Genomic DNA, 24,346 nt, shown 5'->3' on the forward strand with positions numbered 1-24,346 from the left:
CGAAGTTGGTGAAGATGCCCTGGGCGGTCTCGGGGCGCAGGTAGGCGATGGAGCCGGTGTCCTGGGTCGGGCCGAGGTGAGTGGAGAGCAGACCCGAGAACTGCTTGGGCTCGGTGAACTGGCCCTTGTTGCCGCAGTTGGGGCAGTTGATGTCCGCGAGGCCGTTCTCCGGGGCGCGGTGGTGCTTGGCCTCGTACGCCTCCTCCAGGTGGTCCGCGCGGAACCGCTTGTGGCAGGAGGTGCACTCGGTCAGCGGGTCCGAGAAGGTGGCGACATGGCCGGAGGCGACCCAGACCTCGGGGGCCAGGATGACGGACGAGTCGAGACCGACCACGTCCTCGCGCGACGTCACCATGTAGCGCCACCACTGGCGCTTCAGGTTCTCCTTGAGCTCGACACCCAGCGGTCCGTAGTCCCAGGCGGCCTTCTGGCCGCCGTAGATCTCACTACAGGGGAATACGAAGCCACGGCGCTTGCTCAGGCTGACGATGGTGTCGATCTTGTCGGCGGCCACGGTGCTCTCTTCATAACGACGACGGGCGACGAAGCGAGATGCTTCCAGCGAATGCCCCAGGGTACCGGCGGGTGCTCCCCCTCGACCAACTCGGCACCCCTTGAAGTGGTCATGAAGAGCTTGTTGACAACGGTTTCCATATTTGTTGAAAATGACTGTCATGAACGTACGACGACACCACATATCCGGGATCGCCGTGGCGGCGGTCACCGCCCTCGGCCTGGGCACCCTCAGCGCCTGCTCGGGCGCGAACGCGGCCGGCAACACCGAGAAGTTCGACGTCGTCGCGTCGTTCTACCCGATGGCCTTCCTCGCCGAGCAGATCGGCGGTGACCATGTGAACGTCACCAGCCTGACCGAGCCCGGCCAGGAGCCGCACGACCTGGAGATCAGCGCCAAGCAGACCGCGCAGCTCCAGGAGTCGGACGCGGTGCTCTACCTCAAGAACCTCCAGCCCTCCGTGGACGACGCGGTGGCCCAGTCCGAGATCAAGACCAAGATCGACGCCGCCTCCCTCACCACCCTGGAGAAGCACGGCGACGAGGTCGGCGGCCACGCGGCCGAGCACGACGACGAGCACGCGGACGAGGCCGAGGGCCACGACGACCACGAGCACGAAGAAGCGGGCGGCCTCGACCCCCACATCTGGCTGGACCCGGTGCGCTACGCCGAGGTCGCCGAGGGCGTCGGCAAGGCGTTCCAGAAGGCCGACCCCGACCACGCGGCCGACTACGCGAAGAACACCGCGGCCCTGGTGAAGAAGCTCGACGGCCTCGACACCGAGTTCGAGGACGGGCTCAAGAACTCGAAGACCAAGGTCTTCATCACCACCCACGCCGCCTTCGGCTACCTCGCCGAGCGCTACGGCCTGACCGAGGAGGCCATCAACGGCCTCGACCCCGAGTCGGAGCCCAGCGCCGCGCGCGTCAAGGCACTTGAGAAGATGGCGAAGGCCGACGGCGTCACGACCGTGTTCTACGAGACGCTCGTCAGCGACAAGACCGCGAAGACCCTCGCCTCCGACGCCGGACTCACCACGGACGTCCTCGACCCGATCGAGGGCATCACCGACGCCTCCCGAGGCAAGGACTACTTCTCGGTCCAGCGGGCGAACCTCAAGGCGCTTAAGACGGCCCTGGGAACCAAATGATCTTCACGGAGGGCGTCATGGACGCGAAAGCCGAGGCCGTCATAGCCCTGCGCGGTGTCCGCGCCGACCTGGGCGCCCGTCCCGTCCTTCGGGGCATCGACCTCACCGTGCACCGCGGTGAGGTCGTCGCCCTGCTCGGCGCGAACGGCTCGGGCAAGTCGACGGCCGTCCGCAGCGTCATCGGCCAGGTGACGATCGGCGCGGGCGAGATCGAACTCTTCGGCACCGACCGCCGCCGGTTCCGGGACTGGGCGCGCGTCGGCTACGTCCCGCAGCGCACCACCGCCGCCGGCGGGGTCCCGGCGACGGTCACCGAGGTCGTCGCCTCCGGCCGCCTCTCCCGCACCCGCTTCGGCGTCTTCCGCAAGGCCGACCGGGAGGCCGTCGCCCACGCCCTGGAACTGGTCGGGATGGCCGACCGCGCCAAGGACAACGTCGACGCCCTCTCCGGCGGCCAGCACCAGCGGGTCCTGATCGCCCGCGCCCTCGCCGCCGAACCCGAGCTGCTGATCATGGACGAGCCGATGGCCGGCGTCGACCTGGCCAGCCAGGAGGTCCTGGCGCACACCCTGCGCGAGCAGGTCGCCGCCGGGACGACGGTCCTCCTCGTCCTGCACGAACTGGGCCCCCTGGAGCCCCTCATCGACCGGGCGGTCGTCCTGCGCGACGGCTGTGTGCTGCACGACGGCCCGCCCACCCCGGCCGTCGGCCAGCACGCCCTGCCCGGCCACGACCACGTGCACCCGCACGCACCCGCGGGCGCCGAACCGATCCGCACGGGACTGCTGAGCTGATGGACATCCTCGACTACGCCTTCATGCAGCGGGCGCTGCTCGCCGCCGTCCTGGTCGGCATCACCGCCCCCGCCGTCGGCATCTACCTCGTCCAGCGCCGCCAGGCCCTGATGGGCGACGGCATCGGCCATGTCGCCATGACCGGCGTCGGCCTCGGCTTCCTGCTCTCCGCGTCCCCGGTCTGGATGGCCACCGCCGTCTCCGTCCTCGGCGCGGTCACCATGGAACTCATCCGCTGGTACGGCAGAACCCGCGGCGACATCGCCCTCGCCATGCTCTTCTACGGCGGTATGGCCGGCGGCGTCATGTTCATCAACCTCGCCCCCGGCGGCTCCAACGCCAACCTCACCTCGTACCTCTTCGGCTCCCTGTCGACGGTCTCCGAGTCCGACGTGACGGCGATCTGCCTGCTCGCGGCCTTCGTGGTCCTGGTCACCGTCGGCCTGCGCCGGCAGCTCTTCGCCGTCAGCCAGGACGAGGAGTTCGCCCGCGTCACCGGCCTGCCGGTGCGCGCCCTCAACCTGCTGACCGCGATCACCGCCGCGGTGACCGTCACCGTCGCCATGCGCGTCGTCGGCCTGCTGCTGGTGTCCGCCCTGATGGTGGTCCCCGTCGCCGCCGCCCAGCAGCTCAGCCGCAGCTTCGCCGCGACCTTCGCCCTCGCCGTGGCGATCGGCGTCACCGTGACCATCGGCGGCACGGTGACCTCCTACTACCAGGACGTGCCGCCCGGCGCGACCATCGTGCTCCTCACCATCGCCGCGTTCATCGCGCTGAGCGTGCTGGCCGCCCCGCTCGCCCGCCGCCGCGCCCGCGCACTGGCCGCGGAACGGCCCGCCGGGGACCCCGCGGAGTGCGCGATTCCGGCCACCCGCGGGACCTCCGACGAGGTCGGCGTCTGACCGCGCACTGCCCGGGCTGGCACAATGGCCCGGCAAGCCGCAGACGTGAGGAGGCAACGGTGACGACCGCTGGACCGCCCGTGAAGGGCCGCGCCACCCGGCAGCGCGCCGCCGTGGCGGCGGCCCTGGACGAGGTCGACGAGTTCCGCAGCGCGCAGGACCTGCACGACATGCTCAAGCACAAGGGCGACTCGGTCGGGCTCACCACGGTCTACCGCACCCTCCAGTCCCTCGCCGACGCCGGCGAGGTCGACGTCCTGCGCACCTCCGACGGCGAGTCCGTCTACCGCCGCTGCTCCACCGGCGACCACCACCATCACCTGGTCTGCCGCGCCTGCGGCAAGGCCGTCGAGGTCGAGGGGCCCGCGGTCGAGACATGGGCGGAGGCGATCGCGGCGGAGCACGGGTATGTGAACGTGGCGCATACGGTGGAGATCTTCGGGACGTGTGCGGATTGCGCGACGGGGGCGTCTTAGCGGGCGGGGTTTCGAGCGAGGGCGACGGTTCGGTCCACCTGCCGATTGCTCGCGAGGATGGGCTGAGGGAGCGGCCCGAGGCGACGGCGCGCTTCTTGGTACAGCAGTTCCGCGTCGATGGTGTCCGGCCCCTCGTCCAGACCGTTGGCGAGCACATCGACGAGCGCACCGGTGAACGCCGTGTACCTGTCCCCCGGCGCGGCGATCGCGGTCCGGTCGGACGCTGCGAGCACCGTGACCTCGTCGGAGTCCGGCCTGATGTTGAAGACCCCGGGAAGAGAAGCGGACCCGGCCGCGCCGCTGTAGCAGCAGTCGAGAATGACGATCTTGTGCCGGGCCGCACTGTGGTTCAGCTCGCGCCGGATGGCGTCGAACGGCAGGGCTGTGTAGGGCGAGTTCGGCCGGGTGTCGCGTACGGCGAGACTCAGCTCGCCCGAGACCGAGTCGTACAGGCTGTGCCCGGCGAAGTACACGAGCAGTGTGTCCTCGGCCGCCTGCGCGGCGCGGTGCACGGCAACCAGGAGCGCGTCCCTGCTCGACGGGTTCGCCATCACGGTGGTGCGTTCCGAGGAGAAGGCCCCGCTCTCAGGGTCCGTCAGCAGGTACATCAGGTCACGGAGCCCCCTGTCGACCGCCGGCAGGTCGGGCAGTTCGGCGTAGGCGGAGGCACCGACCAGGACCGCGTTCGAGCGGGACGGGTCGGGAAGGTCCGCTGAGCGGAAGTCGTCCTCCAGCCAGGCCCAGGCCCGGTAGTCCTTGAAGTCCACCCGGACACGACGGAAGCGGCCGTGAAGCGCGGGGACCTCGTTATAGAGGGAATCCGACACGAGGAGCCCGTACGCGGACCGCGTCTCCCGCAGGTGGGCCGAGTCGGTGAGGCGCGAGGCACGGACCACGACCTCGCCTATGACGCCGAACTGCCGCACTTGGGCGTGGCCCCGGTCCATCGCGACCCGCAAACGCAAGGGGCGTCCCCGCAGCGCTTGGGCGAGGCCGTCGATGAAGCCGGGGACGGCCCTGTTCTCGTCCACTCCCTGGGGCAACAGGATGAGCGCGCCGTCCCCCTGATCCAGGCGGGCACACGCGTCACGGGAAACCCCCGCTGCCCGCAGCGCGTGGTCGAGAACCTCCCACAGGGCGTCCCGCGACGCGTGTCGGCTCACCATGTCGACGACGATGCACACCCGGGCGACCTCGCCCGCGGGGTGCGGGACGGACGGTGGACCGTTCTGAAAACGCAGCCCGACGACAGGTCCGTCGTCCGTCCGCTCAGTGACGACGCAGTCCTCCAAGGGAACTGGTACGTCCCCCGGCTCGCTCTCGTCCACAGCGACGAGGAACGCCACGGCCGCGGCTCCGAGCGGGCGCGCCCACCGCATGACGCTCGTCCAGTCGAACGGCACTCCGGTTCGCTTGACCTCCACGATGCAATGGCCACCGTCGAAGTCCCAGCGCCGTGCGCCCCACGGCCCGCGCGGACTCCTCCGTTCAAGGCGGATCCCCTGCGGGCCCAGGAAATCCGACAGGTCCTCGGCGATCTTCGCCTCCAGCATTCCGTCCCTGCTCGGTTGGGCGTACAGGTACAGGTACAGAAGTAGGTGCAGGAGCAGCAGGTCCGCATGGGGCAGGTCGACACGGGATCGGTCGAACGCACGCCGGACCTCCGAAGGACACCCGGGCAGCATCGCCTCGACATACTGGGCACACAGCCGGTCCCACAGATCGGCGGGGAGGTCGGTCTCGAAGCGCGCCACCAGATCCACCAGCGTCGTCACGAAGCCCCAGTCCGGCAGGACCGTACCGTCCAGATACTCGGCCAGCCGCACGTGCGGTGGATCAAGTTCCTCAGCCCACCCGGGCGAATGCCAGGACAGCGCGTCGCACATCAGCCGCAGCGACTCCGCGAGCCCGTCGCCCGACAAACGCAGCACCTCCACCGTCTCGGTGACGGCATCCCCCGCCACCCCCAACCGCGCCTGCAACGCCGGTCCCAGATAGGCGAACGGCGTCGCCGCTCCCTCTCCGCTCAGCGGCCACGCCGTGAAGTCCGAGGAGCGGCCGAGGAGGGACTCGATGCGCTCGCCCACCAGGCGGCTGCACGCGAGGAGTTCGGCGGTGGGGACGGCGTCGAGGAGGAGGTCCTTCGCCTCGGCCGTGAAGTCGAAGAGGCGGTGCCGGCCGGTGAACCGCGCGTCCCCGGTCGACGGCAGCGGCTGCACCAGTCCCCCGAGGACGACCTCGGCCAGCGGGGCGGCGCCCTGGCGCGGGTCGAGGCAGGCGTGGACGAGCTGCATCACCGGCACGGTGACCGGGGCCATCGCCGCCAGATGCGCGGCCAGGCGTACCGCCTCCGGTGACGCGGCGCGGCCGAAGTCCCGGACGGAGATCCGGCCCGGCTCCTCGACGGGCGGCCGTGCCGGCTGTGGTGTCCACAGGCGCACCGGCACGGGACGCCCGACGACGGTGGTGACGGCGGCCCAGGCCGCGAAGTCGGCGGGGGTGAGGTCCAGGACGGGCACCGGGACCGGCGGGGGCGGGGCGACGCTCGGCGGGAGCACGGGGTCCCGTACCGTCCAGGCGCTGTTGGGCGCACCCGGCCGGGGTGAGGTGACCTGCCAGGTGTCGGCCCGTACCCCGGAGCCCGCCCACAGGCGGCGGGGCAGGGTGTGGACGACCGCGGTGGGTCCGCAGCGGGCCCAGCGTTCGAGCACCGGGCGCAGCCGTCCCTCGCGCCAGGCGGCGGCCGCGCCGTCGGTCACGACCAGCACCATGGTCCGTCCGGAGACGTCCGCGACGGAGTCGGCGGGGCGGGTCTCCGGGCTGAGGCTCCACGGCCGTCCCAGCCGGACGCCGCCGGTCCCGGTGCCCGCGTCGCCGTCATCGCCGTACCGGATCTGGTAGGTGTCCACCTGGCGGAAGGCGCCGCTGCGTTCCAGGAGGGCCTTCAGCTCCGCGCACTGGCGTTCCCAGAGGAGCATGGACACGCCGTCGTCGATGACGAGGGCCAGCCGCAGCCACCGTTCGGGCCGTCCGCGCAGGACGACCTGCGGGGTGCGGGTGTCGGCCTGGAGGTCGGCGGTGGCGACCTCGTCGAGTTCGCTGTGGCGTCGGCTCGGCACCCGCCGTTTGAGGGGGCGCAGGGCCCGGCCGAGGGGCAGGGTCGGGCCGAGGGCCCGGGCGCCGGGCGTCCACAGGGCCTCCTCGGGCGCCTCGGTCGCGAAGGGGCCGGAGACCACGGGGAGGTGCGACGACGTCCGCCGCCCGGCGGGTTCCGTCGCCTCCGCCGCCGGCTCGGTGCGGACGTCGGGGCCGGTGTCCGCCCGGGCGTCGGGAGGGGTGGGGCCGGTGGCGGGGGCGGGCGGGTCCGCGGCGCGGGGCGCGTGGCCGGCCAGCGGGGCCTTCGGGCCGGACGGGATCCGGTCGGCGAGCCAGAGCACGTCGAGGAGGTCCTCGGGTTCCAGGGGCCGCCCGGCGTCCCCGAGGATCCTGCACAGCTCCTCGAACATGCCTCAGCCGTCCGCGTTGAGCCGGTGCAGGACGGTCTTCAGCAGCCCTTCGGCGTCCAGCCGGGCCCCTCCGGTGCGCAGGAACACCGCGTTGAGGAGCTGGTCGGTGGCGAGTTCCCCGAGGGCCCGCTGGGCCAGGAACGCCTGCACCAGGTCACCCGCCTCGGCGAGGGCCTCCGCTCCGAGATGGCCCGTGATGATCTCGCGCAGCCGGGTCTCGTCCGGGTCGCCGAGGTGCAGGGGCAGACAGCGGCGCCGGAACGCCGGCGGGAAGTCCCGTTCGCCGTTGCTGGTGATGACGACGACGGGGAACTCGGTGCAGCGGACCATCCCCCGGGTGACCGGCGCCGTGCCGTGGGGGTCGGCGGTGAGGACGTCGAGGTGCGCCTGGTCCTCGGGCAGCCTGGACAGTTCGGGGATCTCGAAGGTGCCCTCCTCGAAGATCGTGAGGAGGTCGTTCGGGAGGTCGAGGTCGCCCTTGTCCAGCTCGTCGACGAGCAGGACCCGGGGGCGCTCCGTGGCCGCGAACGCCGTGCCCACGGGCCCCAGCCGGAGGAAGGAGCCGATGCCGGGGCGGGTCTCGCCCGGCTCGCGGTCGAGGTTGCTCTCCTGGAGTCTGCCGATGGCGTCGTAGCGGTACAGCGCCTCCTGGAGCGTCGACCGGCTGTTGACGGGCCAGTGCAGGACGGGGCCCAGGTTCAGTTCATGGGCGACGGCGGTCGCCAGCGAGGACTTTCCGGTGCCGGGATGGCCGGTGACGAGCAGCGGCCTGCGCAGATGGACGGCCGCGTTGACGACGTCCGTCTCCTCGCGCCCGATCACGTACGGCGAGGCGCCGCGCGTGTCGTCCGAGGGGTCGGCGAAGCGCCGCCAGGGCGGGGCGGGCGGCAGGGTGACGTCCCGTTGCCGGCCGTCCCCGCGGAAGAGCCGCCACTCCTCGTCCTCGGCGGTGGAGCCGGTCGCTGCGGGGGCTTCCGTCTCGTGCTGTCGCGTCATCAGGAACTCGCCTCTGCGGAGTCGGGGGGAGCGGAAGGGGAGGATGCAACGGGTGCCGTGGGTGCTGTGGGTGCCGCGGATGCCTTGGGTGCCGTGGGCTCCGTCGGGCCGGTCAGGGGCAGGACCTCGGGCAGGGGGCGGTCGGCGGCCTCGAACAGCACGGCGGGGCACATCGCGTGGGCGGCGGGGTTCTCGCAGGCGCGGGCGCGGTAGGACTGCACGCGGGCGGGGAGCCCGTCGACCGCCGCCGCCGGGCGTACGGGGTCGAAGTGGGTGTCCGGCACCGGGCCCGGCGACTTCCGGTCCCACAGCACGACCGGGTAGCCCAGCTTGAGCGCCGTCTGCACCAGCCGGTCCCGGCCGCCGGGTCCGGCCCGTACGACGGCACGGGCGGCGTCGGCCTTGCTCTTCAGGGCGCCGTACGCGGCGTATCCCTCGGTGTGCCGGTCGTCCAGATAGACCACGGTGTCATTGTGCCGGGCCGCCCAGCGGCGCCGCAGTTCCGACCGGCGCCGCTCCTCGACCTCCTCGGAGGCCAGGGGCGCGCAGCGCAGGACGGTCGCCCACTCCACCCCCAGGAGGAGGGGCAGTTCGTCCTCGTCGTCGGCGCCGTTCCAGAAGTCCACCGGGAGGTGGACGGCGTCGGGCTGCAACAGGATCTCCACGACCGGGGGTTCCTCGGTGGCCGCGCGCAGCAGCGTCACCGTGCGTTTGATGCGGCGCACCACGTCCCGGGCCGAGAGCGGGCCCCCGCTCTGTTCGGCGGCCTGGCGGAGACCGTCCGAGCCCGTGTCGACCCACATCACGCAGGTGAAGCGTTCGCCGCTGTCCCGGTCGCCCTGGGCGGCGGTGCGTTCCGGTGGCGCCACGTCGAGCTGGGCCAGCACCCGGGGGTGTCCGCAGCCGGTGCCGAGCGAGCCGGGCCAGGCCAGTGCCTCGGCGCGCCGTTCGGCCAGGCCGCCCTCGTCGACGCCGAGCCGGTCGGCCACCCGGTCGCCCCACTCGTGCAGTGCGCGGCGGGCGTCGGGCAGCAGCGCGGCGATCAGTTCGGTGAACCGGACGACCGCGGGCACCAGTTGGCGTCCCGGGCGGGCCACGCTCTGTCCGCCGGTGTGGGCCTCGAAGTGCTCGGCGCAGGCCATGAGTTGATCGAGGGTGGGGCCCGGTTCGCCTTCCGCCGAGGGCGGCAGCCAGGCGCGCGCGAAGGGCTGGGCGGCGCGGACGGCGGCGATCAGCCGGGCCATCGGGGGCAGCACGGGGGTCCGGCCGAATATCTCGCGCAGCGAGGCGAGTTCGAGCGGGGAGAGCAGTCCGGGCGCGCCGTGGGCGCGGCCCAGGGCCAGCAGCAGGCCGGCGGCCCGGCGGTCCCGGGGGTGGACCACCTCCACGGCGGCGGCCATGGCCCGCTCGACGGTGAGCAGGGCGTGGGCGATCCGGTCGTCGGAGGGGGCGGCGCCGAGGCCCGCGCTCGGGCAGTGCGCCGTGATGTGCTCGACGCAGCGGGCGCGCAGGTCGCCGTCGCCGAACGCCTCGTGCAGGGCGAGCGCGAGCCGGCTGCGGCCGGTCGACGCGGGCAGCGGGGCGGGGCCGGGTGCCGTGAGGCGTTCCCGGGAGCCGTCCAGAGTGCGGACGTCGATGCTGACCGGTGACTGGATGCCGGGCATCCGGGTGCGGACGTCGGTGAGGAGCGCGGCCAGGTCCGGGCGCAGATCGGCGGCGTTGGTCTCCAGCCAGTCCAGGACGGCGTGCGAGAAGACACCGCTGCGCAGGGCGGGGTCGTTCTCGGCGACCTGGCCGGGGGCGGCCGCGCACAGGGCGAACTGTCCGACCGTGCGCCGCCGGACCGTGGGGAACGCGGCGACGGCGGGTCCCGTCGGCTGGTGGAGGTGCTCCAGGAAGGTGGCGCAGGCGTCGAAGAGCAGCACCTGCTGCCCGAAGCCGTCCAGATCGTCGCGCTGGAGGTACTCCATGAGGTTGGCCGTGTCGATGCAGCGCTTGTCCTTCGGGGAGGCGTCGGGGCACAGCAGCAGCCGCCGCTCGTCGTGGCCCAGGACGCCGTGGCTGCCCCAGAAGACGTAGAGGAGGTCGCCGGTGCGGCCTTCGAGGCCGTCGGTGAAGGCGTCCATGACCTCGTCGCGGGTCCACACGGGCCGCCAGACGAGGTCGCCGGACCCGGTCAGCGGTTCCAGCCGGCGTCGGCTGTCCTCCTCGGGGGCCAGCAGGAGCTGGATGTTCTTCTCGGGCACCCCGCCCTTGCGCAGCCACTTGTGGAAGCGCAGGGCGTCGTCCACCGCGCCGGGCAGGTCCCAGCCGGAGTGCCGGGGGTAGCGCTCGATGCCGACGACCACGGCGTGGACGCGTGCCGGGTCGTCGACGGTGTTCAGCCCAGCCATGTGCCGACGGCGTCCCACACCTTGCGGTTGGACCAGTAGGCGCTGTGCGAGAAGGGGAACGGCTGGCGGTTGTCGACCTCGTGGTCGGTGGCGACCTCGGGGAAGACCTGCGCCGCGCGGAAGGAGAGCAGGTCGCGCGGGTCGTAGAGGTTGAGCCAGCGGCGCGGGAAGTGCGCGGGCGGGCGGTCGGGGTGCCGGAGGGAGACCAGCGCCCCGGCTTCGTAGAAGAAGGGCGCCTGCGAGCCCACGGTGATCAACTGGTCGACCCGCTCGATCCCCTCCTCGATCAGCAGGTCGACGCAGGCGACCCCGCCGAGGCTGTGGGCGATCAGGGTGACGCGGTCCCCGGGGGCGTGTTCGACGGTGCGGCGGATCAGCCGGCGCAGTTCGTGGCCCCGGGCCTGGTAGCGCAGGATGTCGCCGACGGCGGGCAGGACGAAGTCGTCGTTGTGGGCGCCGCGGCGGCGCCTGGCGTGCCAGGTCAGGGCGCGCAGGGCGGGGGTGGCGGCGGCCTTGGCGACGGCTCCCGCCAGGGTGCGGCCCTGGCTGTGCAGGTCGGAGGCGAGCAGGGTGAGCAGGGCGTCCCGCTGAAGGCCGTCGAGGGCGTCGGCGCCGTGGTCCGCCGCGTCGGTGAGGGTGGCGGCGACGACGGCCCGGGCGAAGGCGTGCCGGTGCTCGTGGCCGCCCTCGTCGGCGGTGGCCGCGGCGTCCCGTAACTCCGGTGATCCGGCGACGGCGCGTACGGCGCGGTCCAGGGCGTCGTCCAGCCCGTGTTCCGCGAAGGCCGCCCTGACCTGCGGGGGCGGGGTGTACGCGGTGAGCTGTTCGAGGAGCTTCCGGGACGGGCTCTGGCCCCGTCCGTCTCCCGAGGGGGCGGCCGGGCGCAGGCCCAGCAGGCGCAGTTCGTAGCCGGGGTCGCGGTAGAGGACGCCCCAGACGGCCACGGCCTCGTCGTCGTCGCGGCCGCCGCCGGACTCGGTGTAGCCGGGGATGCTGACCCCGCCGAGGGCCAGGTCCGCCCCGGCCTCGCGTCCCCAGAAACAGCCCCGGGTCTCGATCCCGGGCCGTAAGCCCGCGAGGCGGGACCTCACGGTGTCCAGTGTGGTGCCGTAGGACTCCTCCCGGACACCGGTGCCGTGCACGAAGACCACCGAGCGAACCACCGAGCGAACCTCTGAGCGCTGCACGTTCCCCCACCCCGACGACGCAGGGGGCCGGGCGTCCTCGCGCGGCCCCGGCCCGATGCTAGTGCGGGCGTCCGGCGCCGGGAGGAAATCCGCCGAAACGGTCCGTCCGTCCCCGCGCCGTCCGTCCCCGCGCCGGGTGGCTACGAGCCGGCGGACGGGTCGGGGGCCGAGCCCTCCATGGCGAGGAGTTCCTCGTTCGGGATCGCCCCGCCGAAGCGGCGGTCCCGGGAGGCGAACTCGACGCAGGCCCGCCACAGGTCACGGCGGTCGAAGTCCGGCCACAGCACGTCCTGGAAGACCATCTCGGCGTACGCGCTCTGCCAGAGCAGGTAGTTGGAGGTGCGCTGCTCGCCGCTCGGGCGCAGGAACAGGTCGACGTCCGGCATGTCCGGGTAGTACAGGTACTTCGCGAGGGTCTTCTCGTTGACCTTCGACGGGTCGAGGCGGCCCGCCTTCACGTCCTCGGCGAGGGCCTGCGCGGCGTCGGCGATCTCGGCGCGGCCGCCGTAGTTCATGCAGAAGTACAGGGTGAGGCGGTCGTTGCCCTTGGTCTGCTCCTGGGCGACCTGGAGCTCCTTGGCGACCGACTTCCACAGCTTCGGCATCCGGCCCACCCAGCGCACCCGGATGCCCAGCTCGTCGAGCTGGTCGCGGGTCTTGCGGATGAAGTCGCGGTTGAAGTTCATCAGGAAGCGCACCTCGTCGGGCGAGCGCTTCCAGTTCTCGGTGGAGAACGCGTACAGGGAGATGTTGCGCACACCGATCTCGATCGAGCCCTGGAGCACGTCCAGGACCCGCTCGGCGCCGACCTTGTGGCCCTCGGTGCGGGGCAGCCCGCGCTCCTTCGCCCAGCGGCCGTTGCCGTCCATGACGATCGCCACGTGCTCGGGCACCAGCTCACCGGGGAGCTTCGGCGCGCGGGCGCCGGAAGGGTGCGGCTCCGGCGCCTTGTACTCCCGACGCTGCCGCCCCAGGAACCCGCGTACGACCATGTGCCTCTCGTCTCCTCTGTCGCTTGCCGTGTGTGTGCTGCTGCTATTTCTCTACGTACCGCAGGGAGCGCAGGCCGCGCTCCAGATGCCAGTGCAGGTAGGCGGAGACCAGTCCGCTGCCCTCCCGCACGTGCCGCGGCTCGCACGCGTCCGCGGTCTCCCAGTCTCCCGTGAGCAGCGCGCCCAGCAGGAGGAGGGTCTGCGGTGAGGGTACGACGCTGCCGGCCACCCGGCAGTCGGCGCAGACGCTGCCCCCGGAGGCGACGGAGAAGAACCGGTTCGGTCCCGGCATGCCGCACTTCGCGCAGGCGTCGAAACTGGGCGCGTAGCCGTTGACGGCGAGGGAGCGCAGCAGGAACGCGTCGAGGACGAGGTGGGGGGCGTGCTCGCCCCGGGCCAGCGTCCGCAGGGCGCCCACCAGCAGCAGGTACTGCTGGACGGCGGGCTCGCCCTCGTGGTCGGTGAACCGCTCGGCGGTCTCCAGCATGGCGGTGCCGGCGGTGTAGCGCGCGTAGTCGGTGACGATGCCGCCGCCGTACGGCGCGATGGTCTCGCTCTGGGTGCACAGCGGCAGCCCGCGTCCGACCAGCTCGCTGCCCCGGGAGAAGAACTGCACGTCGACATGGGAGAACGGTTCGAGCCGCGCCCCGAACTTCGACTTGGTCCGCCGCACCCCCCGAGCCACGGCCCGCACCCGCCCGTGCCCGCGCGTCAGCAGGGTGATGATCCTGTCGGCTTCTCCCAGCTTCTGGGTCCGCAGCACGATGCCGTCGTCCCGAAAGAGACTCACCGGGCACCCCCGCGGTCTTCCGGCTGGGGGCGCGGGGGTCGTCCCCCGCAATGAAGCAGCATGATGCGGTCGGCTTCCCCGAGCTTCTGGGTCCGCAGCACGATGCCGTCGTCCCGGAACAGGCTCACCGGACGCCTCCGGGGGCGTGGACGGGCGTACGGGGCTGGCTCATGGGTTCATTCTCGCCTACGGCGGAGCGGTGCGGGGCCGCCCGTCAGGATCCCCCGGTGGTGCGAGGGGATCCTGCTGTGGGCGGCGCCGCTGCCGCCGGTGGCGGGGCGGTGATCAGTCGGGGTCCGGGGTCGTGCCGTTGGTGCGGGCTCGGACCTGGCCCGGGACGCCGTTCGGGGAGTGGGCCGGGTCGGCGGCCTCCCAGAGCAGGTTGAAGCGGCGGATGAGGGGGTCCACCTCGTTCGCGCGGGCGTTGATCGTCGTCGAGGAGTTCACGCTGAGCTGGTCGGCGTGGATCTCGTACGACAGCGCGCCGTCGAACACGATGAAGTCGATCATCTTGCCGCGCCGGAAGTACGGCGGGAGTTCCTCCAGGGCGACGACGCGGACGTCGATGCCCATGTCCCGCTGCTCGGTGCAGATGGGTACGAGCGCGGCGAACTCCTCGGGCCGTTTGACGATGAACAGCCGCCGTACCCGGATGCGCCGGGCCGGGTCGAGGATGGCCTCGCGCTGGGCGGTGAGATAGCGGCCGGCCGGTTCGGTGGACCAGAAGCCGTCGTCGACGACGGTGGTGCTGATGGCGTCGATGCTGTGCCGGGTGCATTTGGTGAGCGTCATCAGCCAGTCGTGGTTCTCGCCGGAGGACTCGGCGCTCAGGCTGGTGAGGTCCTCCATCACCCCGGCGAGCCGGTTGATCTCCTCGTGGGCGAACTCGTGGAGGATCTCCGGGCCCCCGGAGACGACCTTGGTGGCGTTCTCGGCGAGCCGGGGCACGCCGTCGTCGCGGAGTTTCTCCACCTCGTTGAAGAGCTTGGTGGCCTTGCCGATGTCGGCGAAGCGCTTGTCCACCGAGTCCTTGACGGCGTGCATCTGGTTCACGAAGGAGACCAGGAACTGCACGATCAGGACGATGCCGCCGCACAGGACCGACAGCACGAGCTGCCAGGGTCCTTCCTCGTCGGCGCCGACGACATTGGTGAGCAGATAGACGGCGCCGCCGACCACCACGGTGACCAGCAGTTTCTGGGTCACGTGCCGGGCACCTGTGTAGGGACTGATCGGACTCGTCGGTGCGTTCATCTCGCTTTCTCCCCCCGTTGGGATCGTGCGTGAAACGGTGTGCCGTGTGCCGTGCCGTGCCGGTGCGGTCAGGGCGCGGCGAGCGCGTCGCGCCGGGTGAGGTTGCGCAGCGCGAGCTGGTCGCGGATGCGCTGGGCCAGGGTGTTCCACTGCCGGGTGTAGCCGGCGTCCTTCTCCAGTTCCTCCCAGGTGGTGCGCAGGGCGCGGTCGACGCGGGCCTGCGGCATCCACAGATGGAGCAGATGGTCGACGAGCGGGCGCAGCACCTTCAGTGCGGCGGTGCCGTCGTCGGTGCCGATCCGCAGGCCGTCGAGTTTGTCGTTGACGGTGGTCAGCAGCCAGTCGTGCAGGGCGAGGTCCTCGCAGAGCCCGGCGGCGACCGCGGGTCCGGTGCCGCGCGGCAGCAGCAGTTCGACGATCCGCAGGCCGTCGTCGGCCTTGGTGAACCGCAGGGACGCCGGTTCGCCGTCGGCGGCGGGTGCCGCGGTCCAGCGCAGCGCGGTGTCGGCGGTGTTGAGCGGGGTGTCGTAGTCGAGGAGGCGGTGGGTGCGGGAGATCCGGGCGAGGAGGCTCTCGGCGATGGAGCCGATGTCGAGTTCGCCGGGCTGGTGTCCGGTGAGGAAGCCCTCGGTGACGGATTTCTCGGCGAGCCGGCCGACGGGGACGAGGGTGCCGGGGCGGACCAGGTAGTAGCCCCAGGGGCGGCGCCGGTCGGGGCCGTCGGCGGGGGCGGAGAAGTACGCCGTGGACTGGAGGACCCGTCCCTCGACCAGGACGGCGCGGGCGGTGACGGTGCCGACGGCGCGGATCCGGGCGCCGGTGGCGGTGGGCAGCCGGCAGTCGACGCCGGTGAGGACGTCCGGGGAGACGGCGTGCCGGTTGGGGTGCCGGGAGACCCGTACGCGTTCGTCGGCGCGCAGCCGCAGGAGCTGGACGGCGGTCGGCTCGTCCACGGCGTCGCGGGTGGGCAGCAGACAGGTGCGCACCTCGCCGCAGACGAGGGCGGGTCCCTCCGGGGTGCCCAGGCCGGCCGTCATGTCACAGCCCCGGCGGGAACACGTAGGAGGTGCGGTCGACGACGCCCGCGGGCACGCTGACGCCCTCGCCCGCGGCCCGTTCGGCGACCATCGCCAGTGCCTCGGCCTCGACGTGGACCTGGTCGAGGATGACGCGTACGGCGTGCTCGACGGGCAGGAACCGGGCGGGCAGGACGCTGCACGTGACGTAGGCGGTGAAGGGCGCGGCCGTGGCGTTGAGTTTGAGCACGGGCGGCAGGGCGTCCCAGTCGGCGGGGAAGTCCTTGCCGGACCAGTCGACGGGGGTCATGACGGCGCGGCCGTTGTCGCGGAGCAGTCCGAGGCGGACGAGCTGCCACACGGAGGCGAGGAAGGCGCAGGACCAGAGGCGTTCGTCCTCGGGGCCGTTCCACAGTTCGACGTCCATGAAGACGGAGTGGCCGCGGGCGCCGGTCTCGGCGGGCGGCTGCCAGACGGCGCCGCTGGCGTCGAGGGCGGCGGAGGTGCGCTGGGTGGGGGCGCGGCGGCCGTTGGTGAGCCAGCCGGTGCGGCCGACGGGCGGGCGGAAGCCGTTGCTGCCGGGCGGCGGCAGTTCGACGAGCCGGTGCAGCACGGCCTCGGCGAGCGGGGTGCGGTCGCGGGGGGCCGGAGTGCCGGTGACGGGTGAGGGGTTCGCGCAGCCGGACTCGCGGGCCAGGTAGTCGATGGTGAGCCCGGCTTCGGCGGCCGCGGCAAGCAGTGGCGGTATGAGTTCGGCGGGGGTGGAGAGCCGGGAGAAGTAGTCGTCGATCAGGAAGCAGGTGCTGATCCGGGGCCGCCGGCCGGCGGGCAGCGGGCCGGTCCCGGCGCGGGCGGCCTCCACCCAGGGGCGTACGGAGGCGAAGTGCCGGCGCAGCCTGGAGGGCCCTTCGGCAAAGTCCTCCATGTACAAGTGGCCTAATTCCAGGGAGAGATGGGAGAACGGCACGGATTCCGTGCGGGGTTCGGCGCTGGTCTCCCGGAAGACCGTTTCCGTTCCGCTCACAACTGCCCCCAGAACTTGTCGTCGGTGAGCCGTTGTGCGAGGTCTCCCATGGCCTGCCAGGTCTCGTTGTTGGCGATTCGCCGGTCGTGCACGTCGTCGTCGGTGATGAGGCGTTCCTGCCACTGGAGGACGGGTTCCAGCGGAATGGACGACAGCACCCGGGTCTTGCCGATGCCGCGGCCCGCGGCGAGTTCTTCGAGGTCTTTGTCGCACTGCCGCATCCACGCGTACTGGGCGGGCGAGACCTGTGACCACAGCGGTGATTCGAGATCGGGTACGGCGGCCCGTACGAAGCGGATGGAACCGTTGAGCGCGTCGGGCAGATGTCCCATCGCGATACCGGCCTGGACGATTCCCTGCTTTCCGTACACGAGTTCGGCCGCGGCCATGACGTGCTGGCGGGTCCAGCGGTGGTAGACGAGCCAGCGGTTCTTCAGCCGGCCGAGGCCGCCGCGCGGTGAGGTGGCGGCCAGCGCGAGATCCATGGCGTAACTGCGGCCGGCGCTCAGGTCGATGATGATGACGTCGAATTCACGCTTCAGCCGCAGGACGAGATCGACGCAGCGGTGGAGGTTCTCCTCGTCGGTGACGAATTCGCCGCCGGTGCGGTCGCCGGGCAGCAGCACCAGCCGGCCGGAGCCGCCGGGCCGGCTGCGCAGCACGGGGTGTTCGGTGCGGGCCCACACGTCGACCCGCAGCGGTTCACCGGTCTTGCCCTTGAGGTAGGAGTGGAGTCCGCGGCCCTCGGCCTCGGAGAGGACGTCGGGCAGGTCGAAGACGGCGGCCGCGGTGGGCGAGCCGAAGTCGAAGTCCAGGTAGCAGACGTCGTCCCCGTCCAGGGCGCGGTGATAGGCGAGGTTGGCGCTCGTGACCGAGCGGCCGGTGCCTCCCTTGTCGGAGGCGGCGAAGACGAGCACCGGTCACACCCCCCGCCCGACGCCCCGGGCGCGGGCCAGGGTGTCGAGCCGGATCAGGACGCCGAGGGCCAGCGCGTGGGCGGTGCCGGGCTGTTTGTCGACGAGCCGCCGGGCGCGGCGCAGATCGGCCTCGATGCCCTTGAACTCTTCTCCCTGGGGGCTCTTGGGCGTGGGGGCCGGCTGTTCCATCTGCTCTTTTCCGAAGAGGTGGGCGGCCTCGCTGAGGGCCGCCTGGGCCAGTGCGGAGATGTCGGCGCTGCGGATCGGGTCCTGGGCGTAGAGGGCGTGCGCGGCGACCATGCACTCGGTGACGCGCTCGGTGATGCTCCAGGACAACGGGCCCTGGCGGACCGGTGATTCGGGGTAGACGGCGTGCACGTTGTCCCAGAGGCCGACGCCGTCGCCGTCGGAGACCCGGCGCTGCCAGAGGTGGTCGAGGATGTCCTCGGCGAGCCGCAGCAGCCGGTCCTGGGAGGCGATGTTCCGCGACAGTGAGCAGAGTTGGATGGTCCGCTTGAGCAACTGGGCGGAGAAATCACCCATGGTCCACTTCATGGCCGGGCCGAGTTCCTCACTGCCGAGCAGCGGGAGGGTGACACCGGGGTTGTGCAGTTCGACCGCCGGGTCGTCGCGGGTGGTGCCGCTGGTGATGCGGCCGCGTTCGGCGAGGCGTTCCATGACGGCGACGGTGCGGGTGAGGTCGTCGTCGGTGGCGCGGCGGCGGACCAGGTCGTGGACGAGGATGGAGGCCACGGAGAGGGAGAAGTACTCCGACTCCAACTGCTGGAGGGTGGTGCGCCAGGGGATCTCCTCCAGCGGCCAGGTGGCGCCGTCGAAGCGGGCGATGGCGGACCAGTACTGCTGGGTGATCTCCCAGCGCAGCCGGAGGGCGTCGGCGAGCTTCTGCTGTTCGGCGTTGAGCAGACCGAGGACGAGGGTGCGCTCGGAGGACAGGTCGGGGATGCCGTCGAGGGCGACCACGGTGAAGTACAGGTAGGGCACGGCGCGGGCGGCGCCCTGGGGCTGTTTGCCGACCTGTTCGGCGGTCTCGGGCTCCAGTTCGACCTCGGGGGCGCCCTTCACCAGGCTCCAGGCCCAGCCGCACTCGAACAGGCGGTTCTCGTTGCGGAGTTGGTCGGTGACGTCGGTGTCGAGACCGAGGGTGACGCTCTCGGTGATGAGGGCGCGCAGCGATTTGAAGCGGTCCTGGAAGCGCTGGAGGACCTGGCGGTCGGAGAGCCGGCCGCGGCCGAGCAGCCGGGCGAGCGCCTGGCCCTGGTCGGAGCCGATGTCGACGACGTTGACGGTGAAGGAGCGCAGCAGGCTCACCATGGCGGCGGTCAGCCGGGCGCTGGTCTCCTCGCGGAGCTTGTCGATCCGGGCGAGGGTGGAGGCCCGCTGGGTCTTGCCGCGGTAGACCTTGAGGAAGCCGAGGGTGGCCAGACACAGGGTGATCGACATGGAGTAGGAGTCGACCACTCCCAAGTCGCGCTGTTCCGGGGTGAGTTCGACTTCGGGGTCCTCGGCGGCGAAGTAGTAGCCGCCGGAGAAGGTGGGGCTCTGCGGGCTGCGGTGCTTCCCCATGAAGTCGGCGAGGATCTCCACCAGGTTCGCGGGGATCTCGCTGGAGTCGCCGGCGTGCCGCAGGGCCCTTTCCACGTCGAGCTGGGTGGTGTCGGGGTCGTCCAGCCGGAACGGTTCGATCTCGGTGGCGGGATAGAGCAGGCAGAGCAGTCGCTCGGCGTCGGCGACGCTGCTACGGCCGCCCCATTCGCCCCAGTCCCATTTACCGTCGTCGAAGGAATGGCGGGCGACGGCCTGCCACACCTCCAGCAGATTCTGTCTCGGCTTGATCTGCATGCCCATTCCCCTCGCACAGGCCCGTCACCATGGAAAAGCGGTTACGACGTCATTCTTTTCGTCGGCCGCGCGCCAGGATCATTCCGGTGTATCCGTCACGAACGAGATCGCTCGTATTCAGGCGCTGAATGTCCACGCCGGGTTCGACGAGATCACCGAGTGCGGTCCGGACGTCTTCCTTGTCGATGTCACGGGCCGGGAACTCGATATCGCCGACGCGATATCCCTGGGAATGTTCCATGAATGCGGTGGCGAAAGGAGCGCCGGGCCTGAGGGCGTGCATAAAGCTGCGCACGGCGTTCTGGAATTCTTCGAGGGAGGTGGTGATGGATTCGGCGACGAAGAACATCGTGCCGACGTCCCAGCCGGGCTCTGCGGCGCCCAGCTCGAACACGCTGCCCGCGATCGGGTCCTGGACGACCCTCTTGAAGCGCTCGCGGGGGTTGTCCACGTCCGCGTAGCCCTTGCGGCCGCACAGGACCTTCCAGAACGGGTCCCAGTGGGCGTCGTACCAGTCGCGCTGTCCGAGGAGGTAGCCGCGGTTCTGCGCCGAACGCTCCAGAAGGGTGATGCTCTCGCACCAGGGGAGCATCGTGAAGGCCGGATAGAGATTCGGGCCGGCACCTACGTCAATACCGCGCGGAACGCGATCACCTCCCTCGAAATGATCACTGAAATGATCGCGTACGAGAGTGATGATCTCCTCGTCGACAGCCTGCATGACGAGGTAGTTGTGGCCGATGTACTGGTGGGGATCAAAGTCGTCCCACCGTACGTCTGCATTCAGCGTCCGATCGGCGGCGGTTGGCGGTCCGGAGGTCATGGTTAAGCGTAGCAGCCCGTGGGGGTCTTGAAGGCGCTTCCGCGCAGGGTAATGATTGGGCGATCGAGCAGCAAATAACACAAAGCCGAAATCCGTCGACACTCACAAGGGGACGGGATGACTCCTCTTCCGGGAGATCGTTTTCTGTCGGGCGCCGGTTCGATCGTGAGCCAGGTGTCCGGCCCGATGGCCGGCCAGGGGTCAGGGGGCGGGCCACTGAGGATCAGGGCGGTCACCGAGGACGATCTCTCCCATGTCGTCCGGCTCGACGCGGCGGCCTTCCCCGCCGACCCCTACCCGTTCTTCGTGCTGCGCCAACTGCTCACCGCGTTCCCGGAGTTCCTGCTGGTCGTGGAGGACAGTGCGAAGGATCTGCGCGGCTATGTGCTGGCCACGCCGCCCTACGACGCGCAGAGCTGGATCCTCAGCCTCGGCATCACCCCCGAGCTGCGCCGACAGGGCCTGGGCCGCGAGCTGATGACCCGCATCCTGGCCCTGCTCCGGACGAAGGGCACCCACTCGGTGTGGCTCTCCGTGGAACCCGGCAACGACTCGGCGGTCGCCCTCTACCGCGCCCTCGGTTTCGTCCCGGAACCCCAGGGCCCCCGCCTGGACTACTTCGGCCCGGGCGAACACCGCCTGCTCATGTCACTGGCCCTGTGAACCGCCGTACGTAACGCCGCTGCCAGGGAGTCTCCACGGCGTGCCGGTCGTAGTGCCGGCGCACGAACGCGACCGCCTCGGCGGCCGGGACGCCGTCGAGCACCGCCAGACACGCCAGCGCGGTCCCGGTCCGGCCACGACCGCCGCCGCAGGCGACCTCCACCCGCTCACCGGCGGCCCTGCGCCAAGCCTCCTCCAGGGCGGCCCGGGCGTCGTCCCGGTCCACCGGCAGCCAGAAGTCCGGCCACCGCACCCACCGGGCCTCCCACGCCACCTCGGGCGGCGCCGCCCCCAGCAGATACACCCCGTACTCCGGCGGGGGCCCGTCCGCCGCCATCCCCCGCCGCACCCCCCTCCCCCGCACCAACCGCCCGGACGGCAACCGCAACACCCCGCCCGCCGCGGGATCCCAGCCCGCGCCGCCCTGACCGTCGTAGCTCTCCATCCGGCCATTCGACCTCGCCCCACCCATCCCAGGCAACCAATCCCTCCCAACCCGTGGTCTGGAGGGCGAGGAGGGGGTTCATGCAGGTCGAACTGGAGGAGCGGTTCCAGGAGTTCGTCAGGGCGCGGTGGTCACGGTTGGTCCGGACCGCCTATCTGCTCACCGGCGACGTCCATCACGCGGAGGATCTGACGCAGACCGCGCTCGCGAAGGCGTACCGGTCGTGGCGGCGGATCGCGCGCAGCGACAATCCGGAGGCGTACGTCCGCCGGATGCTCGTCACATGCAACAGCGACCGGTTCCGCAAGCGGCGGGTCGCCGAGGCGCTGACCGCCGCGCCGCCCGAGCGGGTGGGGCAGGACGATCCCGCCGGGCGGCTGTCGGAGCGCGGTTCGCTGATGGCGGGGCTCGCCCTGCTGCCCGCGCGGCAGCGGGCGGTGGTGGTCCTGCGGTACTGGGAGGACCTGTCGGAGGCGGAGGTGGCCGAGGTGCTCGGCTGCTCCACCGGCACGGTCAAGAGCCAGGCGTCGAAGGGGCTGGCCAAGTTGCGTACGTATCCGGGACTGGCGCCCAGCCGCACGGTCTCCGGCCGGGAAGGAGGCGGCAGATGAGCGGGCAGGAAGACGAGCGTTTCGAGGAGCGGCTGCGGGAGCTGCTGACCGAGGACGCCGAGACGGTCCGGCCGGCGCCGGCGCCGTACCCGGCGATCCGGCGGCGCGGGCTGGCCGAGCGGCGCCGCCGGGTCGCGGCGGTCGGCGCGGCGCTGGTGACGCTGGCCGCGGTGCCCGCGGGGGCGTACGCGCTGGCGGGGACGGACAAGGACCGCGGCGCGGACACCGCGGCCCCGAAGCCGACGGTCAGCGCCCCGCGGACCCCGGCCGCGGACCCCGCGCCCGCCGGTCCCGGCCGCCCGGCGACGCCGGGGCAGTTGGTGGACGGCATCACCTTCGAGCAGGCGGCGGACGGTCTGGCGAAGTGCCTGAAGGCCGAGCGCACGACACTGGGCGGTCATCGCGATCTGCTCGGCGCGCCCGAGGACTACCGGATCGTCCTGGCGATGCCGAAGACCGGCGACTCCAACTCCCCGGGCGACGGCCTCTACGTCGTCGGCGTGCGGGAGCGGCAGACGGACTCCCGGGTGATCTGCACCCTGGAGGACGGCGTCGCGTCCGGCATCAACGTCAGCTCGTCCGACGCCAACGGCCCGGACGTGGGCGCGGTCGTGCCCGACATCAACGGCGGCAAGCTGTACCGGCAGTCGGTGCTGGACGACGGCGCCTGGAAACTCCCGTTCCGCTGGGGCGCGATCGGCACGGTCGAACCGTCCGTCGCCGAGGTGACCGTCTCCTACGGGAGTGGCCCCGCCGTTCCCGCCGCCCTGGACCACGGCTGGTTCGTCGCCACCGGCACCCTGGACCGGCAGGTCACGCTGGCCCCGCGCGTCAGGGGCTACGACGAGGCAGGCACGCTGGTCTACGACTCCGACACCGACCCGACCTACCAACGGCAGCTCTAGACAAGGGAGTTACCCCCCACGGGCGTTCAGGACGGCGTACCGGCCGCCGCCGCCAGCAGGCGCGTCACGTCGTCCGCCCGCAGGGTCAGCGCGGCGCCCACCGTCGCCAGCACCTCCCGCTCGGCGGGCGTGTAGGGCCCGTCGGCGAGGGCGATACGGGCGCCCTGGAGCAGGATCGACTCCCGGCCGACGGTCGCGAGGTGCGGGGCGAGCGGGTCGAGGGCCTCGTGCAGCTCTATGGCGAGCCCCGGCCCGCAGGGGTCGCCGTAGCTGTGGCCGGTGTCGGCGGCGAGGGCCGCGACGAGGGCGGCGAGCTGCTCCTGGGTGCAGTCGGTGAGACCGGCCGCGCGGACCGCTCCCGCGGCCGTCTCCAGGGCCTGCCGGGCGCAACTGTCGTCGGCGGAGAGCACCGCGAGGGCGACGGTGTGCACGGCGTCGCGGAGCATCGCGGAGAAGCGGGTGGTGGTCGGATGGTCGAGCGCGTCGGTGCCGTACTGCTGCTGACAGGCGGCGCATTCGACGACGGGCCCGGTCTCGCCGCGCGGCAGGACGGGCACGCCGAGGAAGGTGAAGCGGCGCCGGCCGGTCAGCCGCTGGTAGTTGCGGTCGCCGCCGCAGCCGGGGCAGAAGAACTCGCCGTCCCCGACCGGCGTCCACGCGGTGCGGGTGCCCACGATGCGGGCATGTCTGGTGCCCCGGCCGTCTCGTCCCCGTCCTGGCAGCACGTCGCACCTCCGTAACTCCCCCACCGCCTTGCGGGCGTGAGCGAGGCCCCCACGGCAACATCGCCGTGTCTGCGTGATGTTAGCCACATCCGGGAGGAGTAGTCAGCACCTGGGACGAGACCTTTCCGTGACCTCCACGTACGGGTGGCCGAGAAACGACGGAGCCCCGGCCGCCGTACCCGGCGATCGGGGCTCCTGAACTCCCGGGAGGAGTGATCAGCGCGTGGCGCGGTTGACGGCGGAGACGACCGCCTTCAGCGAGGCGCGTGTGGTGTTCGCGTCGATGCCGATGCCCCACAGGACCTTGCCGTCGATGGCGCACTCGATGTACGAGGCGGCCTGCGCGGAGGCGCCCTCGCTCATGGTGTGCTCCTGGTAGTCCAGCAGGCGTACGTCGATGCCG

General features: G+C 71.8%; 22 protein-coding genes and 1 pseudogene. 7 read left to right on the top strand and 16 right to left on the bottom strand.

The annotated features are described in order from the left end of the window. Nucleotides 1-514, bottom strand: a pseudogene (locus G6W55_RS33190) (glycine--tRNA ligase); the annotation flags it as partial. Nucleotides 515-674: 160 nt separating this feature from the next. On the opposite strand from G6W55_RS33190, the gene G6W55_RS33195 reads away from it, so the two are divergent. From G6W55_RS33195 to G6W55_RS33210, 4 genes are read left to right on the top strand one after another with little or no spacing between them, the layout of a single operon-like run. Continuing rightward, nucleotides 675-1,664, top strand: coding sequence for a zinc ABC transporter substrate-binding protein (locus tag G6W55_RS33195; RefSeq protein WP_175524406.1), 990 nt, complete (start codon nucleotides 675-677; stop codon nucleotides 1,662-1,664). A 17-nt stretch (nucleotides 1,665-1,681) separates the two neighbouring features. Further along, nucleotides 1,682-2,458 (top strand): metal ABC transporter ATP-binding protein, encoded by a 777-nt coding sequence (locus G6W55_RS33200; protein ID WP_175524407.1) that lies wholly within the window; start codon nucleotides 1,682-1,684, stop codon nucleotides 2,456-2,458. Beyond that, entirely contained in the window at nucleotides 2,458-3,360 is a 903-nt protein-coding gene (locus G6W55_RS33205) for a metal ABC transporter permease (protein ID WP_175524408.1), read from the top strand. The genes G6W55_RS33200 and G6W55_RS33205 overlap by 1 nt, the downstream gene beginning before the upstream one ends. A gap of 59 nt (nucleotides 3,361-3,419) precedes the next feature. Further along, nucleotides 3,420-3,836: a Fur family transcriptional regulator gene (locus G6W55_RS33210; RefSeq protein WP_078633427.1), complete on the top strand. Its 417-nt coding sequence runs from the start codon at nucleotides 3,420-3,422 to the stop codon at nucleotides 3,834-3,836. Here G6W55_RS33210 and G6W55_RS33215 read toward each other — a convergent pair. The 12 genes from G6W55_RS33215 to G6W55_RS33275 form a co-directional block, all read right to left on the bottom strand. Continuing rightward, nucleotides 3,833-7,342 (bottom strand): SAV_2336 N-terminal domain-related protein, encoded by a 3,510-nt coding sequence (locus tag G6W55_RS33215; RefSeq protein ID WP_175524409.1) that lies wholly within the window; start codon nucleotides 7,340-7,342, stop codon nucleotides 3,833-3,835. The two genes, G6W55_RS33210 and G6W55_RS33215, sit on opposite strands and share 4 nt — an antisense overlap. A gap of 3 nt (nucleotides 7,343-7,345) precedes the next feature. Continuing rightward, nucleotides 7,346-8,338 carry a MoxR family ATPase gene (locus G6W55_RS33220; RefSeq protein WP_175524410.1) on the bottom strand — a complete coding sequence of 331 codons (993 nt, stop codon included), beginning with the start codon at nucleotides 8,336-8,338 and terminating at the stop codon, nucleotides 7,346-7,348. Then, on the bottom strand, nucleotides 8,338-10,731 hold the full coding sequence (locus tag G6W55_RS33225) for a caspase family protein (protein WP_175524411.1): 2,394 nt from the start codon (nucleotides 10,729-10,731) through the stop codon (nucleotides 8,338-8,340). Before G6W55_RS33225 ends, G6W55_RS33220 begins: the two co-directional genes overlap by 1 nt. Beyond that, on the bottom strand, nucleotides 10,719-11,894 hold the full coding sequence (locus G6W55_RS33230; RefSeq protein ID WP_175524412.1) for a hypothetical protein: 1,176 nt from the start codon (nucleotides 11,892-11,894) through the stop codon (nucleotides 10,719-10,721). Before G6W55_RS33230 ends, G6W55_RS33225 begins: the two co-directional genes overlap by 13 nt. Nucleotides 11,895-12,058: 164 nt before the next feature. After that, nucleotides 12,059-12,910: an isoprenyl transferase gene (locus tag G6W55_RS33235; RefSeq protein WP_078633432.1), complete on the bottom strand. Its 852-nt coding sequence runs from the start codon at nucleotides 12,908-12,910 to the stop codon at nucleotides 12,059-12,061. A 43-nt stretch (nucleotides 12,911-12,953) separates the two neighbouring features. Continuing rightward, entirely contained in the window at nucleotides 12,954-13,700 is a 747-nt protein-coding gene (gene recO / locus G6W55_RS33240) for a DNA repair protein RecO (RefSeq protein ID WP_175524413.1), read from the bottom strand. A gap of 285 nt (nucleotides 13,701-13,985) precedes the next feature. Continuing rightward, entirely contained in the window at nucleotides 13,986-14,906 is a 921-nt protein-coding gene (locus G6W55_RS33250; protein ID WP_309243865.1) for a hypothetical protein, read from the bottom strand. Nucleotides 14,907-15,022: 116 nt separating this feature from the next. After that, the gene (locus G6W55_RS33255; RefSeq protein WP_175524415.1) at nucleotides 15,023-15,991 is read right to left on the bottom strand and encodes an SCO2521 family protein; all 969 of its coding nucleotides are present in this window, start codon (nucleotides 15,989-15,991) and stop codon (nucleotides 15,023-15,025) included. A gap of 1 nt (nucleotide 15,992) precedes the next feature. Continuing rightward, nucleotides 15,993-16,994: an SCO2522 family protein gene (locus G6W55_RS33260; protein WP_175524416.1), complete on the bottom strand. Its 1,002-nt coding sequence runs from the start codon at nucleotides 16,992-16,994 to the stop codon at nucleotides 15,993-15,995. Continuing rightward, entirely contained in the window at nucleotides 16,991-17,911 is a 921-nt protein-coding gene (locus G6W55_RS33265; protein ID WP_030779176.1) for an SCO2523 family variant P-loop protein, read from the bottom strand. Before G6W55_RS33265 ends, G6W55_RS33260 begins: the two co-directional genes overlap by 4 nt. Before the next feature lie 3 nt (nucleotides 17,912-17,914). Beyond that, nucleotides 17,915-19,771: an SCO2524 family protein gene (locus G6W55_RS33270; RefSeq protein WP_175524417.1), complete on the bottom strand. Its 1,857-nt coding sequence runs from the start codon at nucleotides 19,769-19,771 to the stop codon at nucleotides 17,915-17,917. A gap of 49 nt (nucleotides 19,772-19,820) precedes the next feature. Beyond that, entirely contained in the window at nucleotides 19,821-20,594 is a 774-nt protein-coding gene (locus tag G6W55_RS33275) for an SCO2525 family SAM-dependent methyltransferase (RefSeq protein WP_175524418.1), read from the bottom strand. A gap of 117 nt (nucleotides 20,595-20,711) precedes the next feature. Here G6W55_RS33275 and G6W55_RS33280 point away from each other — a divergent pair, with 117 nt between their 5' ends. Then, a complete protein-coding gene (locus G6W55_RS33280) occupies nucleotides 20,712-21,257 on the top strand; it encodes an N-acetyltransferase (RefSeq protein ID WP_244368786.1) in 546 nt (181 codons plus the stop codon). Here the strand turns inward: G6W55_RS33280 and G6W55_RS33285 are convergent. Beyond that, a complete protein-coding gene (locus G6W55_RS33285; RefSeq protein ID WP_175524419.1) occupies nucleotides 21,238-21,702 on the bottom strand; it encodes a protein phosphatase in 465 nt (154 codons plus the stop codon). The genes G6W55_RS33280 and G6W55_RS33285 overlap by 20 nt on opposite strands. Nucleotides 21,703-21,782: 80 nt before the next feature. Here G6W55_RS33285 and G6W55_RS33290 point away from each other — a divergent pair, with 80 nt between their 5' ends. Continuing rightward, the gene (locus G6W55_RS33290) at nucleotides 21,783-22,313 is read left to right on the top strand and encodes a SigE family RNA polymerase sigma factor (protein WP_037874395.1); all 531 of its coding nucleotides are present in this window, start codon (nucleotides 21,783-21,785) and stop codon (nucleotides 22,311-22,313) included. Beyond that, nucleotides 22,310-23,218 carry a hypothetical protein gene (locus tag G6W55_RS33295; protein ID WP_175524420.1) on the top strand — a complete coding sequence of 303 codons (909 nt, stop codon included), beginning with the start codon at nucleotides 22,310-22,312 and terminating at the stop codon, nucleotides 23,216-23,218. The genes G6W55_RS33290 and G6W55_RS33295 overlap by 4 nt, the downstream gene beginning before the upstream one ends. Before the next feature lie 26 nt (nucleotides 23,219-23,244). On the opposite strand, the gene G6W55_RS33300 is transcribed toward G6W55_RS33295, so the two are convergent. Both G6W55_RS33300 and G6W55_RS33305 read right to left on the bottom strand, forming a co-directional pair. Then, entirely contained in the window at nucleotides 23,245-23,943 is a 699-nt protein-coding gene (locus G6W55_RS33300; RefSeq protein WP_175524421.1) for a TerB family tellurite resistance protein, read from the bottom strand. Nucleotides 23,944-24,159: 216 nt separating this feature from the next. Beyond that, a partial coding sequence (locus G6W55_RS33305; RefSeq protein ID WP_303049960.1) for an alpha-isopropylmalate synthase regulatory domain-containing protein occupies nucleotides 24,160-24,346 on the bottom strand: 187 nt, incomplete at its 5' end.

Origin of the sequence: Streptomyces sp. CAI-85 (assembly GCF_013363615.1) — a bacterium.
In the GTDB taxonomy this organism is placed as follows: Bacteria; Actinomycetota; Actinomycetes; order Streptomycetales; family Streptomycetaceae; genus Streptomyces; species Streptomyces antibioticus_B.

What these genes read in the sequence shown, in the direction of transcription:
- G6W55_RS33195 (WP_175524406.1), top strand. Translation starts at nt 675, where the DNA reads ATGAACGTACGACGACACCACATATCCGGGATCGCCGTGGCGGCGGTC.
- G6W55_RS33200 (WP_175524407.1), top strand. Translation starts at nt 1,682, where the DNA reads ATGGACGCGAAAGCCGAGGCCGTCATAGCCCTGCGCGGTGTCCGCGCC.
- G6W55_RS33205 (WP_175524408.1), top strand. Translation starts at nt 2,458, where the DNA reads ATGGACATCCTCGACTACGCCTTCATGCAGCGGGCGCTGCTCGCCGCC.
- G6W55_RS33215 (WP_175524409.1), bottom strand. Translation starts at nt 7,342, where the DNA reads ATGTTCGAGGAGCTGTGCAGGATCCTCGGGGACGCCGGGCGGCCCCTG.
- G6W55_RS33220 (WP_175524410.1), bottom strand. Translation starts at nt 8,338, where the DNA reads ATGACGCGACAGCACGAGACGGAAGCCCCCGCAGCGACCGGCTCCACC.
- G6W55_RS33225 (WP_175524411.1), bottom strand. Translation starts at nt 10,731, where the DNA reads ATGGCTGGGCTGAACACCGTCGACGACCCGGCACGCGTCCACGCCGTG.
- G6W55_RS33235 (WP_078633432.1), bottom strand. Translation starts at nt 12,910, where the DNA reads ATGGTCGTACGCGGGTTCCTGGGGCGGCAGCGTCGGGAGTACAAGGCG.
- G6W55_RS33255 (WP_175524415.1), bottom strand. Translation starts at nt 15,991, where the DNA reads ATGACGGCCGGCCTGGGCACCCCGGAGGGACCCGCCCTCGTCTGCGGC.
- G6W55_RS33270 (WP_175524417.1), bottom strand. Translation starts at nt 19,771, where the DNA reads ATGCAGATCAAGCCGAGACAGAATCTGCTGGAGGTGTGGCAGGCCGTC.
- G6W55_RS33275 (WP_175524418.1), bottom strand. Translation starts at nt 20,594, where the DNA reads ATGACCTCCGGACCGCCAACCGCCGCCGATCGGACGCTGAATGCAGAC.
- G6W55_RS33280 (WP_244368786.1), top strand. Translation starts at nt 20,712, where the DNA reads ATGACTCCTCTTCCGGGAGATCGTTTTCTGTCGGGCGCCGGTTCGATC.
- G6W55_RS33285 (WP_175524419.1), bottom strand. Translation starts at nt 21,702, where the DNA reads ATGGAGAGCTACGACGGTCAGGGCGGCGCGGGCTGGGATCCCGCGGCG.
- G6W55_RS33290 (WP_037874395.1), top strand. Translation starts at nt 21,783, where the DNA reads ATGCAGGTCGAACTGGAGGAGCGGTTCCAGGAGTTCGTCAGGGCGCGG.
- G6W55_RS33295 (WP_175524420.1), top strand. Translation starts at nt 22,310, where the DNA reads ATGAGCGGGCAGGAAGACGAGCGTTTCGAGGAGCGGCTGCGGGAGCTG.